Source organism: Coprococcus sp. TF11-13 (assembly GCF_003481085.1).
In the GTDB taxonomy this organism is placed as follows: Bacteria; Bacillota; Clostridia; order Lachnospirales; family Lachnospiraceae; genus Coprococcus; species Coprococcus aceti.
Map to the genome: position 1 here is coordinate 589,211 of NZ_QUKK01000001.1, position 15,680 is coordinate 604,890.

The window sequence follows — 15,680 nt, forward strand, 5'->3', positions numbered from 1 at the left end:
ATACAATTTTTTTATATTTGGGAGGTGCGCTAATGAAGGAAGTATTAATTACATCGGGAACAAGCTTTGAGGGATATGATATCGTTGACTATGGAACATACAAGTTCACACAGACGATACTTAATTCCAACTTTTTGAAGGATTTCGGAACATCTATTGCGGATATTGCCACGGACAGAAGAGATATCTATCAGGAGAAGATCGATGAGATCCTCAATGAAACAATCAATAATTTCACAGATATGGTTCGTGAGACGAAGTATAATGCTGTAGTTGGATTCAGAACGGGTGTTGAGGAATACACCAACAACGTGACTGCTGTTGTTGCCAGTGGAACTCTGGTAAACATAAAGGAGCAGTACAAGTCAGAATTTGACAAGAGCAGCTTCATCAGAAATGAGATTTATGTAAGAAACTATTACGACCTGCTCGTGCCAAGGGCATCAAAGGTTGTACTTGCATCAGAGGGCAAGGGAACAAAGATTTCCGTGTGGTTCAACAACTACAATAACGACGATATAAAGGCGCTTAAGGCAGAGCTTCAGTTCACCAATATCTATGGTGACAATATAACACTGCCGGATGTTGATTTTACATTTGATAAGACCAACCTCAAGCTCCTCAAGTCGGATTATGTGGAGTGTAAGCTTCCGGATAAGTATATAAAGATGATATCCTCCGTCAAGGTATACATCAAGAAGTATGTCAAGGCCAGCGGAGTATACGAGATAGATGCAGATTCTATCGAAATTGAGATGTCTGACGTTAAGTTTAAGGCACTCAAGCTTAAAAAGGGAATTGATGCAGTAGCAAACTACAAGTCAGATGGACTTGTGTGGACATGTAACTGTGGACACGTAAACGAAGGCGGCGCAGAGGAATGTGTGATCTGTGGAAGAAAGCAGGATGAGATGAAGAACTCTATCACATTCAACTACGAGCCTATGCTTGAAGAGATGAAGACAAAAGAGTATGTAATAGAGATCAAGGATGTACTCATGAAGTACATCAAGGACATTGATACAGGAATGAGAATGCAGCTTCTTGAGATCATGGAGTCCGGTCTTAATTACGAGAAGAGCAGAGGATCCATGAAGGACTCTGTTATTGAGAAAGTTGAGAATCTCTTCCTTGGATTATAAGGATTATAAGACGATATGCAACAGTACATGGTACAGATAATAAAAAATCTTAAGGAGAAGGGTTACAGACAACTCAATCCGGAAAGTAACAACGTATACGGCAGAGCAGACAGCGATGCCGTATATATTGTTGTTATAGGCAGTAATCATAATCTTGATTCTGAGACTCTGAAAAAGTTCAATAATAAAATATTGCTTGACGTTTCTTCGGATTCGCATAGAAAAGTCAATCTTCTCAATATACTCATCACTCCAAACGGAATGTTTGATGATATGACAAAAAAGATAGTTGAAGAACTGGACAATGTCTGGCTGTTCACGGAGGATTACGGAAAGCTGTATATATTTGAGAATCAGCCCACTGACTTTGACTCACTCTATGATGTGATCGATAAAAAAACGGTGGTGGATAACCGCAGATCCCAGCACAATCTGATAAGAATCTTCGGTGTTGTAACACCGATATTACTGTTGTTAAATATTCTGGTGTACGTTGCATGTATCTTTGTTTATCAACCTACGGAACTGGCTGTGGAAGTGCTTGCGATATCAGAAAAAGGACAATATTACAGATTCCTGACATCAATGTTTACACATTTTGGAATAGCACATCTGGTTGGAAATATGGTAATTTTGATCGCACTCGGTGCGAGGGTTGAGAATATAATAGGCAGATTCAATTATGTCATAGTTTATATTGCCACGGGTCTTACTGCGTCATTTGCATCATACATAGATTGTTTTTATAATAATACATATGCTTACTCGGCTGGTGCATCCGGAGCGATATTTGGTCTTCTGGGAGTGCTGGTTGTCATAGCATTTTACAATAAGGGCCGGGTGAAGGATCTGTCACTTATTAATATGCTTATATTATTTATTCTGACACTGGTTAACGGAAAGATGTCAGAAGGTATTGATAATGTTGCCCATGTGGCGGGATTTGCGGCTGGGATAGTGGCCGGGATAGTCCTTTTGCTGACCAATCAAAAGGTTGTAAAGAATAGCCGTTTATGATAAAATAATACGATGATAAAAAGTGGGAGGCTGGGTTATGAGTACTGGAATCAGTATGTCAAGTGTAAACAAAATAAAGGAACTTGCAGACAATGGCGATTACAGTCTCGCTCTCGATATACTTGAACATCAGGATCTGTCGAAGTCACTTAGTCCACAATTTATTAGAATATGCGGCGAGGTGTATTACGAGAACAAAAGATATCCTGAGGCCAGAGCGGCGCTTGTCAAGGCACATGCCATGGCTCCGGCTGGTAACAAGATAATATATTCTTTGATAAAACTGTATTTATCCATGGGATTTACACAGCTTGCAGAGCATTATTTTGAGATATATACATTTAATCAGGCCAATAAGGATGCAGGTACATACAGACTTGAATATATGATAGCCAAGGCACACAGGAAGCCCGTGAATGAACTTTACAGCATACTGGTGTCGGCGAATGATGTTGAGACGGATGAAGAGTGGGATTTTGAGATGCTTCTGCTTCATGCGTACATAAGAAACAGGGAGAAGTTTGACAGCGCCTGTGTTGAATTCAGAGCGCATTACAAGAACTCTTCACATTTGTATATGCTGGACAAGCTCATGGGCGGCGATGTGGATCTTGAATCCATGATCTATTGTTATCCTGACACGGAGATGCCGGATGATGATCCTGAGCAGGCAGATACAAGAGCAAATGAAAATAAGATATTGGAAGAAGACGATCTGAGAATGCATCCAAAGGATGCTAAGATCATGATCATGGTCGAGGATGACGCACCTGTGACGAGTTCCATGAAATTCAAGCAGATGTGGATTAGATCGAAGGATAAAAAAGAGCAGAAAAAGGAAGCTCGTCAGGAAGAAGAGAATTCTGAGCCGAAGAAGAAATCCAGAGGTTTATTTGGATTGATGTCAAGGAAAGAGGAAGAGCTTGTCGAGCAGGAGATGGAATCTCTGAAGAACGAGAATCTTGACAAGGAACAACTGCTCGAGGAAGTTATTTCCGATACCGCTGATGATGCCGGGAATAAGGCAAAACCTGAGCTCAAGGCGATGAGCAGTGACAGTGAGAAAGCTCCTGAGGGAAAGTCACAGGATATGACCGAGATAAGCGGAGAGCTGACTCCTGAGGATGCAGCGGTGTATAACAAAGATAACGACAATGAGTATGAGGATTCCGAACCGGTGGAGGAAGATAATTATGTTATCGAAGAAGAGCCGGAGGAAGTAGTCATGGTTGAGGTTGATGGTGACGATTTTGATGACGTATCTGACAGTGCGTCAGATTGCGATTCTGAAGACGATACTGTTGTGGAGACCTTTGATTCTGAGTTCGAGGGAGACTTTGAGGATGGATTTGAGGCGGATGCAGAGCCGGAGACTTTGCCTGATGAACCGGTTGAATCAGAAACGTTTGATTTTGATAAAGCCTTTGAATCTCTTGAGGAGTTCGAGGTTGACGATGAGAATCTCGAGGATCTGATGGAAGATGCGGAGTCTCAGAATGATGTGGAAGAAACTGCTGTTGAGCCGGGTGTAGAGCAGAATGAACCGGAAGTTGATGAAGTCTCAGTTGAGATCGAACCGGAGATCGAAGAAGAATTCGAGGTAGATTCAGATTCTGAGCCTGAATTCGAAAAAGAACTTGAGGTTGGCGCAGAATTCACGATCGAGGCAGAGCCAGAGGCTGAGGAAGAATTCACAGTCGAGGCAGAGCCGGAGGTTGAGGAAGAATTCACGATCGATGCCGAAGCGGAGATTGAAGATGAATTTGAGACTGAAGCTGAGCCAGAGTTAGAAGAATTTACAATCGATGCGGAATCTGAGGAATCTGAGATGGAAGAAGTTCCAGTGGAAGTCGAACCAGAGGTGGAAGAATTTGAAGCTGAGGCTGAACTGGAGATCGAAGAAACTGAGGCTGAAGCTGAATCAGAGGTCGAAGAGGAATTCATAATGGAAGCAGAGGATAAGTCAGAAGAGAAAATTGCGATGGAGACAGAACCGGAAAAGCCAAAGAATAATGGCTTCCCGGTGTTTAAGAGCAGTCTGTTCCCTGACTACAACACAGAGAATGCAGCTCTGTATGATCTGTCGGCAGAGAAAGATATAAATGCAGAGATAGAGGCTGATGAAGCCAAGATATCGGAAAGTCTTAAGAAAGAGGAGGATCTTATCGGTGAAACAGACAGACTCCTTGCAAGACTTGGAATTAAATTCAACACGGAGTTCAATTCTATATTGAATTTTGATGATGAAGATAAAGAGGAGGCTGTGGCAGCTCCCGACGAGGAGAAGACGGATGAGCAGGCATCCTCACAGCAGGAAATGGTTGACGCTGAACCAGAGCAACCGAAGAAAAAGCCGTTCAGATTGAAGGGCTGATCAAAGAAGAAATAAAGTAGCATGATCATACATATAGTGTATTGCTTTTTTATTTGAACAAACGGAAGGAGGCGAGGGAATTGGCTGTAGATCAGACAGAAGCAATGATTGCGGCGATCAAGGCACAGCTTGAAAAGGAAAGAGCTGCAGAAGCTGCCAAGAAAAAGAGAGAAGAAGAGGAAGAACTTCTTAAGAGTGGCAGCAAGAAGAAAGATGCTGAGACTGCTAAAAGCCAACACAAAACTTTGTCCAAGGAGGAGTTAGAACGAATCGAGGCTAAGAAACGCCGTAAGAGAGAAGAGGCTCTTGGAATTGTTCATGAGGATGAACCGGAAACTTCAACTGAGGATGAAAAACAGGAAGACGTTCCAAAAGAGGGAGAGGGACTGAAGCCTGAAGATAAAAAAGAAGATAAAAAACCAGAGGGAGCTGCACCTAAGCTCAGTCTTAACCTTGGAGGTATCGCTGATGATATGTCGGGCGGTGGTCTCGGAGGCGGCCTTGGCGGCGGATTAGGTGAAGGTGGTCTTGGCGGACTCGGAGGCGGCCTTGGTGGCGGACTCGGAAGTACACCTAAGACAGAGGGAGGCCTTGGATCAGGCGGTCTTGGCGGCGGTCTTGGTAAAACACCTAAAACAGAAGGCGGTCTTGGCGGCGGATTTAAGTTCGGTGCCGGAACTGAAGGCACAGTTAAGTCAACAGGTGGAAGCAATATTGTTCTCACTGATGATGATGAAAATGCTGAGGATGAAGAGACACTTGAGTGGGTAACTGATAAGAATGCAAAGGTGAATAAAGTTAAGTCACCTAAGGGAGGCAGTGATGCGAACGGAGATCTGTTCAGCATTCTCCCAGATAGAAACAAGCAGGCTGCGGCTGGAGAGTCATTGTATGATTTTGACGATGATGACGACGATGATGACGATTTCCTTGGAGCAGGAATAAAGAACCTGTCCAATATAGACGAGGAGAGCCCTGAGGAGATAGCCAAGAAGAAGGCTGAAGAGGAGGCCAAGAAGAAAGCTGAGGAGGAAGCCAAGAAGAAGGCTGAGGAAGAAGCTAAGAAGAAGGCCGAGGAAGAGGCTAAGCGTAAGGCTGAAGAGGAGAAGAAGCGCAAAGAGGCAGAAGAGGCAAGAAAGAAGGCTGCCGCTGAAAAGGCTAAGGCTGAGGCTGAGGCAAAGAAGCAGCAGGCAATCGACGATGCCAGAAAGAACGCTGAAGAGGCAAAGAAGCATGCTGAGACCTCGAAGAAGACCATCGAGGAATGCGAGAAGACAGAGAAGGATCTCGAAAAGCAGCTTGAAGAATTTGCTGCCAAGAAACAGAACTATGATGCAAAGATGGCACAGGAGGCTGAGGCAAAGAAGAAGAACGACGCTGAGCTGCTTGAGCGCGAGGAGAAAGAGCTTGATGCAAATATTGCAAAGCTCAAGAAAGAGATAGCAGATACAAATGAATCTGCTAAGAAAGAGTCAGACAGAATCCTCAAGGAGAGCGATCCTGATACATATAAGAACAATATGATCAATGAGGCTCAGGCTGCTGCTGACAAGGCTATAAAGGCACTTGCCGACACTAAGAAGACCAATGTGGATAAGGGTGTCGCTGAGTACAACAAGGCTGTGGATGCAGATAAGAAGAAGCTGGCAGACATAGATGCAGACAAGAAGAAGTCTATAGAGTCAGCCAAGAAGAAGCGCACAGATGAGGAAGCAAGAGCATCCAAGATCATGAAGACTGCCGAGGCAGACAAGACAAAGGCTGGTGCAATATTCAGCGAGTCTAAGAAGGCTGAGGAAGAGGCTGATGCTAATCTTAAGAATACCACTGAGATGGAGAGTCAGTCACAGAAGACTCTTGATGAGCTCCAGAAGAAGCTTGAGGAGTCAGAGAAGGCTGTTAAGAATGCAAAGAACAGCAGAAATGATGCAAACACAAAGCTTGCAATACAGAAGGAAGAACTGAAGAAGGCAGAGAAGGCTGAGGAGGAGGCTGCAAAGGCTCTTGAGGCAGCAAAGAAGGCCAAGGAAGAGGTTCAGAAGAAGATTTCAGACAGCGAGGAGTTCATAAAGAAGGCTGCTGATCAGATTACATCTGCTGAGAACGACAACAAGAAGATCAGTGAGGATGTTGCCGCTGCAAAGAAGGAGAATGACTCATTCAAGGCTGCGAAGGCAGAGGCTAAGGAAGCTCTCGATTCAGCTAAGAAGTCTCTTGTTGAGGCTGAGGATCTTCTGGCAAAGGCAGAGGCTGCTGCCGAGGAAGCAGAGCAGGTAGTCGAAGAGGCTAAGATCGCAGAAGAGGTTGAGATCCAGAATGCGGAAGCTGCTGCCAAGGAAAAGACAGATAAGCTTACGGCAGAAGGAAAAGATAGAGAGACCAAGCATGAGGCGTTCCTTGCTGCTGAGGAAGAGAAGTATGCTACGGCAGAGGCAAGTGAGCTCGAGAAGGTTCAGACTACAGCTATGAAGGCTGAGAAGGAAGCCTCAGATATGAAGACAAAGGCTGAAGCTGATGCTAAGAAGCTTCTCGATGATGCAAAGAAGAAAGAAGAAGAGTTAAAGAACAAGATCGCTGAGCTCAAGACAAAACAGGCTGAGCGCATTGTTGCAAGAAAAGAGGCTGCTGATCAGGCAAAGGCCGAGGCTGAGGAGAAGAAGAAGAAAGATCTCTCAGCAATAGACAAGGTCGAGGCTGATGTCAAGAAACAGCTCGAGGATATAAGAAGCAAGGCTACTGCTGCTGCAAAGGTACTTGAAAAGGCTATAAAGCGTGAGGAAGAGTACAAGAAGCAGGAAGAGCTTCTGAAGGAAGGCAAGGTTGAGGAAGCTGCACAGGTTATCACACAAGATGAAGAAGCAACTATGGCTGCTTCAGTAAGTGAGGCTGTTGCTGCGAGACGTAAATCACTGCCTAAGGAGGCAAAGTACCTCTACAAGTATCTCGGAGTCGAGCCTGCTGGTGCACAGATCGTTAACGTTCTCCAGACTCTCAAGGTAGATCCTAAGAGATCTAAGAATGTTGTTATTCTTGGACAGCACGGATTTGGACTTACCATGGTCGGTGAGGATTTTGCAAAGTTCTATTATGATATGGGAATCTGCAAGTCTGAGGCAAAGGCAAAGGTTAAGGCAAAGGTTATAAACAGCGGTAAGCTTGCAGGAGCAGTTGGCAAGCTCAAGGGCGGATGTCTTATCATTGAGAGCGCAGGACTTATAACACCTGAGAGATTCAAAGAGATGGTTGATATGTGTTCACCTGAGAAGAATGATATTAAGATCATCCTCACAGGAGAGAAGACAGCTCTCAGCAATATGCTTGCAGCAAATATGACTCAGGCAAGATCGTTCAACAACAGAGTATACTTTGACCAGATCAATGAGAGCGGAATGATCAATGTGGCAGAGTGCTACGCTGATGAGAAGGGTTTCAAGCTTGAGAGTGGAGCAGATACAGCTATAAAGAATGCTTTGATGGCGATGGAGTCAGGAAATATCGACAGACTTCTCGGTGCTATGGATGATGCCATGAAGGCTGCTGAGACCAGAGATCCTATCGACAAGAAGATTCTTAAAAAAGAGATAAAATAAGTTTTGTGACGGATATACCGTTGTAGAATTTTGTTGAAAAAAACAATACCAGTGCTTATAATATCTGTGTTATAGCACTGGTATTATTTTGTTGTGATAAAGGAGAATTTATATGCTTTCAACTGATATTGGAGTAGATTTAGGAACGTCAAATGTATTGATCAGCGTAAGAGGTAAGGGAATTGTTGTAAACCAGCCGTCTGTTGTCGCATATGAAGTATCTACAAAAAAAGTAATAGCAATAGGAACAAAAGCCAAGAAAATGATAGGAAAGACTCCGGAGAATATAGAGGTCGTCAGACCTCTCAATAAGGGAGTTATATCTGATTATACAATAGCGGAGATAATGCTCAAGGCATTTATCAGAAGCGCAATGGAGAAACGTTCGGGAGTTGGAAGACCAAGGATATGCGTGTGTGTTCCAAGCGGTGTTACCGAGGTGCAGAGAAGAGCTGTTGAGGAAGCAGTGTACAAGACCGGTGCCAAGAATGTGTATGTCATGGAGGAACCTTTGGCTGCTGCTGTAGGAGCAAATGTAGATATCTATGAGGCAAAGGGTAATATGGTGGTTGACATAGGCGGTGGAACCACGGATATTGCGGTCGTATCCCTTGGTGGTGCAGTGGAGAGCAGCTCCATAAAATACGCCGGAGATGACTATAATAATGCACTCATCAAGTATGCCAGAAGAAAATACAACCTGCTTATAGGTTATCAGACAGCGGAGAATGCGAAGATCGCTGTTGGCTCAGTCGTAAAGCGTGATGAAGATATTGAGTATGTGATCAAGGGCCGTGATCTTATCAAGGGACTTCCAAAGGCTGTAACAATAACTGCGAATGAAACAGTGGATGCATTTGAGGAGACTACAGAGCATATTCTTGGAGCAATACACAATGTTCTTGAGACTGCACCGCCGGAGCTGGTGGCTGACATTGCGGTATCGGGCATTGTGCTTACCGGAGGAGGAAGTCTTATATACGGAATGGACAGAATAATCAAAGAGCGCACAGGGATAGAGGCATATGTATCGGAAAAAGCACTTGAGGCAGTGGCTCTCGGCGCTGGTATGTCTGTCAACCTCAGCGATAAGAAAGAAGATTAAATGTATGGAAAGAGATTATTTGCCGATCTGCATGGAGGACATGAAGAAGAGAGGGTGGACACAGGCAGACTTTGTGTTTGTCATAGGTGATGCCTATGTTGACCATCCCTCATTTGGTCCTGCCATCATAAGCAGATTGCTTGAAAGATATGGATATAAGGTGTGTATGATTGCCCAGCCTGATTGGAAGAATGACAAGAGCATTGATGTTTTTGGCAGACCAAGACTGGGCTTTTTGGTGTGCGGAGGCAATATGGATTCCATGGTGAACCATTATTCCGTATCTAAGAAGAGAAGACAGAAGGATGCGTACTCTCCAGGTGGAGAGATGGGACTCAGACCTGATTATGCCACCACGGTTTACTGTAATCTGATAAGGAGAACATACAAGGATGTTCCAATCATAATCGGAGGTATAGAGGCCAGCCTCAGACGTATGGCTCACTATGATTATTGGTCTGATAAATTGAAACATTCCATTCTGGTGGATTCATCCGCCGATATACTTTCGTATGGCATGGGCGAGCACAGCATGATAGAGATAGCGGAGGCGCTCGACAGCGGAATAGATGTGAAAGATATCACATTTGTCAGGGGTACATGCTACAGGACAAAGGATATATCCGGTGCGCCCGAGGATTCCATTATACTGCCGGATTATGACAGTCTTTCAAAGGATAGACTGGAATATGCAAGAAGCTTTTATACACAGTATATAAATACAGATCCATACTCGGCTAAAACGCTGGTTGAGGGATACGGAAACAGAGGATATGTTGTTCAGAATCCTCCGGCTTATCCGCTCACCCAGATGGAGATGGACGATGTGTATGATCTGCCATATATGAATAACTACCATCCGATATATGAGGAGGCGGGCGGTATCCCGGCTATATCAGAGATAAAATTCAGCCTGACGAGCAACCGGGGCTGCTTCGGAGGATGCAGCTTCTGCGCACTGACATTTCACCAGGGCAGGATCATACAGACAAGAAGCCACGAGTCACTGATAAAGGAAGCGGAGCGCATGACGCATGATCCTGATTTCAAAGGCTATATACATGATGTCGGAGGGCCGACTGCGAATTTCAGGCATAAATCATGCGCAAAGCAGGATAAATATGGTGTATGCACCAACAAGCAGTGTCTGTTCCCGGAACCGTGCAGGAATCTGAAGGTTGACCACAAGGATTATGTTGAGCTTCTGCGGAAGCTGGAAGCGGTTCCAGGTGTGAAAAAAGTATTTATCAGATCGGGAATACGATTCGATTATGTGATGGCGGACAGCAGCGATGAATTCCTGAAAGAGCTTTGCGAGAAGCACATAAGCGGACAGCTCAGAGTTGCGCCGGAGCATGTATCGGATAATGTTCTCAGGATGATGGGCAAGCCACAGAACAGTGTATATGAGAAATTCATTGATAGATACAAAAGGGTAAATGCAAAGACTGGAAAGCAGCAGTATGTTGTTCCGTACCTGATGTCATCACATCCCGGATCCACGCTGAAGGAGGCGGTGGAGCTTGCCGAATATGTAAGGGATATAGGCTATATGCCTGAACAGGTGCAAGATTTCTATCCTACGCCGTCCACGATATCCACATGTATGTACTACACCGGAGTCGATCCTAGAACCATGAAACCGGTATATGTACCTCATAATCCACATGAAAAGGCAATGCAGAAGGCTCTTATGATGTATAGAAAACCGGAGAATTATGATCTGGTCAAAGAGGCGCTCATAAAGGCCGGCAGACAGGATCTTATCGGTTTTGATAAAAAATGTCTGATAGCGCCGAGAAAGATGGACAGGAAATGTGAACACCAGGGACAACGTTCGTATGGCAAAAATGATAAAAGTAAGAACAATTCAATCAAAAATGGTAAAAACAGCAAAAATAATAAAGCTGTTCCACAGAAAAACATAAAATCATCCGGGCAGAAGAATGCTAAAAATGGCAAAAACAGGAATAAAAGGAAATAGCTCCTTCGCGGAGTCGTTCATTTTTGGTTGCGTGGCACATGCTTTTGTGCTAGAATTATGGCAGATTGTGTGAACCTTTAAGGTTTTTTTATATGTAGTCTTATGTCACACTAATATTTTTTAAAATGGAGGATTTGAAAATGGCAAAGAAGATTGTTTTAGCAGGCGCATGTCGTACAGCTATCGGAACAATGGGTGGATCACTCAGCACAACACCAGCAGCAGAGCTTGGTTCAATCGTTATCAAGGAGGCTATCAACAGAGCAGGAGTTCCTGCAGATCAGGTAGACCACGTATACATGGGATGTGTTATCCAGGCTGGTCAGGGACAGAACGTTGCACGTCAGGCTTCAATCAAGGCAGGACTTCCAATCGAGACAACTGCTGTTACAGTTAACGTTGTCTGTGGTTCAGGTCTTAACTGTGTCAACATGGCTGCTCAGATGATCGAGGCAGGAGACGCTGATATCGTAGTTGCAGGTGGTATGGAGAACATGTCTATGGCTCCTTACGCTATGATGAAGGGTCGTTTCGGTTACAGAATGAACAATGGTGTACTCGTAGATACAATGGTAAACGATGCTCTGTGGGATGCATTCAATGACTATCACATGATCAAGACAGCTGACAATATCTGTGAGCAGTGGGGTCTTACACGTGAGGAGCTTGATGAGTTTGCAGCTAAGAGCCAGCAGAAGGCAGTTGCAGCTCAGGAGTCAGGCGCATTTGACGCTGAGATCGTACCAGTTATGGTAAAGAAGAAGAAAGAGATGGTTGAGTTCAAGAAGGATGAGGGACCAAGACCTGGTACTACAGTTGAGACTCTTTCAAGACTCAGAACAATCAATCCTAACGGATTTGTTACAGCTGGTAACGCTTCAGGTATCAATGATGGTGCTGCAGCTATCGTTGTTATGAGCGAGGAGAAGGCTAAGGAGCTTGGTGTTAAGCCTATGGCTACATGGGTAGCTGGAGCACTTGGCGGAGTTGATCCTTCAATCATGGGTATCGGACCTGTAGCTTCAACCAAGAAGGTTATGGCTAAGACTGGTCTCAAGATCGAGGACTTCGATGTTATCGAGGCAAACGAGGCATTCGCTGCACAGTCAGTAGCAGTTGCTAAGGATCTTGGATTTGACGTTGACAAGCAGGTTAACCCTAACGGTGGTGCAATCGCTCTTGGACATCCAGTAGGAGCTTCAGGATGCCGTATTCTTGTTACACTGCTTCATGAGATGCAGGCAAAGGGTGCTAAGACAGGTCTTGCTACTCTCTGTATCGGTGGTGGAATGGGCTGCTCGACAGTCGTTAAGATCGAGGACTAATTTTAGATAATAAAGGAGATACATCATGGAGTTTGTTACATACGAACAGGATGGATATGTAGGAATTATCACAATCAACCGTCCAAAGGCTCTGAACGCACTCAACAGTGCAGTTCTTGAAGAGCTTGATGCAACATTCAAGGCAGTTGATCTTGATACAACAAGATGTCTTATTCTTACAGGTGCCGGTGAGAAGTCATTTGTTGCCGGAGCTGATATAGGTGAGATGTCAACACTCACAAAGGCAGAGGGAGAGGCCTTCGGTAAGAAGGGTAACGATGTGTTCAGAGCCATTGAGACATTCCCTATCCCAGTCATCGCAGCAGTGAATGGATTCGCTCTTGGCGGCGGATGCGAGATCTCAATGAGCTGTGATATCAGAATCTGCTCAGAGAATGCAATATTCGGTCAGCCAGAGGCTGGTCTTGGTATCACACCTGGTTTTGGTGGAACACAGAGACTTGCGCGTCTTGTAGGCGCAGGCATGGCTAAGCAGCTTATCTATACAGCAAGAAACATCAAGGCTGACGAGGCTTACAGAATCGGTCTTGTGAATGCTGTTTATCCACTTGAGGAGCTCCTTCCAGCAGCTAAGAAGATGGCAGCCGGAATCGCAGCGAACGCTCCTATTGCAGTGAGAAACTGCAAGAAGGCTATCAACGATGGCTTACAGGTAGATATGGATCAGGCAATTGTTATTGAGGAGAAGCTTTTTGGTGACTGTTTCGAGACAGAGGATCAGAAGGCAGGAATGGGCAACTTCCTTGAGAAAGACAAGGAAAAGAAGCTTAAGGTTGTTCCTTTCCAGAACAAGTAATAATTAACAGTTCTGATATTAACATTTAGAATATGTGTCAGTTTTTCTGTGAAAAACTGACATGTAGCACCAGCCATTTGCCGTAGGCAAATTTTGTATGGCTGGTGTTCAACAGGGTGGGGGATCTGATAAAGGTAAACCATCCTAAATGTGTGATATAAGTATTATGGTAGCATGTTAAACGAAACGTATATGAATTTCTCATGTTTACCGGAAAAAAAGATTTAGGAGGACATAAAAATGAAGGTTGGCGTAATTGGTGCAGGAACCATGGGTCAGGGCATTGCTAAGGCATTTGCTCAGGTTGACGGATACGAGGTTGCACTCTGCGATATCAAGCAGGAGTGGGCTGAAGGCGGTAAGGACAAGATCGCTAAGGGTTATGCAAGACTCGTAGAAAAAGGAAAGATGACACAGGAGAAGGTTGATGGTATTCTTGCCAGCATCACTCCAGGTCTTAAGGAAGACTTATGTGCAGACTGCGACCTTATAGTTGAGGCTGCTTTCGAGAACATGGAAGTAAAGAAGACAACATTTGCTGAGCTTGACAAGATCTGCAAGCCAGAGTGTGTATTCGCTTCAAACACATCATCACTTTCTATCACAGAGATTGGAAATGGTCTTACACGTCCTATGATCGGTATGCATTTCTTCAATCCAGCTGACAGAATGAAGCTTATCGAGGTTATCGCAGGTGTTAATACACCAGCTGAGACTGTAGAGAAGATCGTTAAGATCTCAGAGGAGATCGGTAAGACTCCAGTACAGGTTAACGAGGCTGCTGGATTCGTAGTAAACAGAATCCTCATCCCAATGATCAACGAAGCTGCATTCATCAAGATGGAAGGTGTATCAGACATAGCTGGTATTGACGCTGCTATGAAGCTTGGTGCTAACCATCCAATGGGACCACTTGAGTTAGGTGATTTCGTAGGCCTTGATATCTGTCTTGCAATCATGGACGTTCTGTACAATGAGACAGGTGACAGCAAGTATCGTGCATGTCCATTACTTCGTAAGATGGTACGTGGCGGCAACCTTGGTGTTAAGAGCGGCAGAGGATTCTATGTATACAATGCTGATCGTACAAAGACACCAGTTGATGCTCAGTAATAGTGCTAAGTAATATAATATATTCATGGAGGAATAATTAGAATGGATTTCGCTTTAGACAAGAAGTATGAAATGGCGCAGAATTTATTCAGAGAGTTCGCGCAGAATGAAGTAAAGCCTCTTGCTCAGGAAATTGACGAACAGCACAGATTTCCTAGAGAGACTGTAGAGAAGATGGCAAAGTATGGTTTCTTAGGAATCCCTGTTTCTAAGGAGTTAGGCGGACAGGGCTGTGATATTCTCACATATGCTATGTGCGTTGAGGAGCTTTCAAAGGTTTGTGGTACTACAGGTGTTATCGTATCAGCACATACATCACTCTGTGTTGATCCTATCGTAACATTTGGTACACCAGCTCAGAAGGAGAAGTATGTTCCTGATCTTGCTTCAGGCAGAAAGCTTGGTGCTTTCGGTCTTACTGAGCCAGGTGCTGGTACAGATGCTCAGGGACAGCAGACAAAGGCTGTACTTGACGGAGACGAGTGGGTACTTAACGGATCAAAGTGCTTCATCACAAACGGTAAAGAGGCTGACGTATATATCGTTATCGCCGTTACTGGTATCGTTGAGAAGCGTGGCAGAAAGATGAAGGAGATATCTGCATTCATCGTAGAGAAGGGTACACCTGGATTTACATTCGGTACAAAGGAGAACAAGATGGGTATCTGTGGTTCTTCAACATACGAGCTTATCTTCACAGACTGCCGTATTCCAAAGGATGCACTTCTTGGACAGAAGGGTAAGGGATTCAATATCGCTATGCATACACTTGATGGTGGACGTATCGGTATCGCTGCTCAGGCTCTTGGTATTGCAGAGGGCGCTCTCGAGACAACAGTAAACTATGTTAAAGAGAGAAAGCAGTTCGGTAGATCAATCGCTCAGTTCCAGAATACACAGTTCGTTCTTGCAGACCTTGCAACAAAGATCGAGGCAGCTAAGCTTCTCGTATACAAGGCAGCAAGAAAGAAGGATGAGTACCAGAGCGGTGCTAAGGTTTCTTACTCAGTAGAGGCAGCTATGGCTAAGCTTTACGCAGCCGAGGTTGCTATGGAAGTTACTACAAAGTGTGTTCAGTTACACGGTGGTTACGGTTACATCAAGGAGTACGATGTTGAGCGTATGATGCGTGATGCTAAGATTACAGAGATCTACGAGGGAACTTCAGAGGTTCAGCGTATGGTTATTTCTGCAAACTTATTAAAGTAATATA

10 protein-coding genes are annotated in these 15,680 nt (G+C 44.4%); all 10 read left to right on the forward strand.

Annotated features, from left to right (window positions below; translation table 11 throughout):
- Positions 1 to 32 precede the first annotated feature (32 nt).
- Positions 33 to 1,142, forward strand: a complete 1,110-nt coding sequence (locus DXD11_RS02610; RefSeq protein ID WP_117548900.1) for a heavy metal-binding domain-containing protein — start codon at positions 33 to 35, stop codon at positions 1,140 to 1,142.
- 15 nt (positions 1,143 to 1,157) lie between these two features.
- A complete protein-coding gene (locus tag DXD11_RS02615; protein ID WP_118016563.1) occupies positions 1,158 to 2,159 on the forward strand; it encodes a rhomboid family intramembrane serine protease in 1,002 nt (333 codons plus the stop codon).
- A gap of 37 nt (positions 2,160 to 2,196) precedes the next feature.
- A complete protein-coding gene (locus DXD11_RS02620) occupies positions 2,197 to 4,533 on the forward strand; it encodes a tetratricopeptide repeat protein (protein ID WP_117548902.1) in 2,337 nt (778 codons plus the stop codon).
- Between the two features lie 80 nt (positions 4,534 to 4,613).
- Positions 4,614 to 8,123: a hypothetical protein gene (locus DXD11_RS02625; RefSeq protein ID WP_242992600.1), complete on the forward strand. Its 3,510-nt coding sequence runs from the start codon at positions 4,614 to 4,616 to the stop codon at positions 8,121 to 8,123.
- A gap of 112 nt (positions 8,124 to 8,235) precedes the next feature.
- On the forward strand, positions 8,236 to 9,228 hold the full coding sequence (locus DXD11_RS02630) for a rod shape-determining protein (protein WP_117548903.1): 993 nt from the start codon (positions 8,236 to 8,238) through the stop codon (positions 9,226 to 9,228).
- Positions 9,229 to 9,232: 4 nt separating this feature from the next.
- On the forward strand, positions 9,233 to 11,212 hold the full coding sequence (locus tag DXD11_RS02635) for a YgiQ family radical SAM protein (protein ID WP_118757720.1): 1,980 nt from the start codon (positions 9,233 to 9,235) through the stop codon (positions 11,210 to 11,212).
- Positions 11,213 to 11,352: 140 nt separating this feature from the next.
- Positions 11,353 to 12,537 (forward strand): acetyl-CoA C-acetyltransferase, encoded by a 1,185-nt coding sequence (locus DXD11_RS02640; RefSeq protein ID WP_055279930.1) that lies wholly within the window; start codon positions 11,353 to 11,355, stop codon positions 12,535 to 12,537.
- A gap of 25 nt (positions 12,538 to 12,562) precedes the next feature.
- Positions 12,563 to 13,354 carry an enoyl-CoA hydratase-related protein gene (locus DXD11_RS02645; protein ID WP_004852940.1) on the forward strand — a complete coding sequence of 264 codons (792 nt, stop codon included), beginning with the start codon at positions 12,563 to 12,565 and terminating at the stop codon, positions 13,352 to 13,354.
- A gap of 240 nt (positions 13,355 to 13,594) precedes the next feature.
- Entirely contained in the window at positions 13,595 to 14,467 is an 873-nt protein-coding gene (locus tag DXD11_RS02650) for a 3-hydroxyacyl-CoA dehydrogenase family protein (RefSeq protein ID WP_055279931.1), read from the forward strand.
- Between the two features lie 42 nt (positions 14,468 to 14,509).
- Positions 14,510 to 15,676 (forward strand): acyl-CoA dehydrogenase, encoded by a 1,167-nt coding sequence (locus tag DXD11_RS02655; RefSeq protein ID WP_004852934.1) that lies wholly within the window; start codon positions 14,510 to 14,512, stop codon positions 15,674 to 15,676.
- Positions 15,677 to 15,680 lie beyond the last annotated feature (4 nt).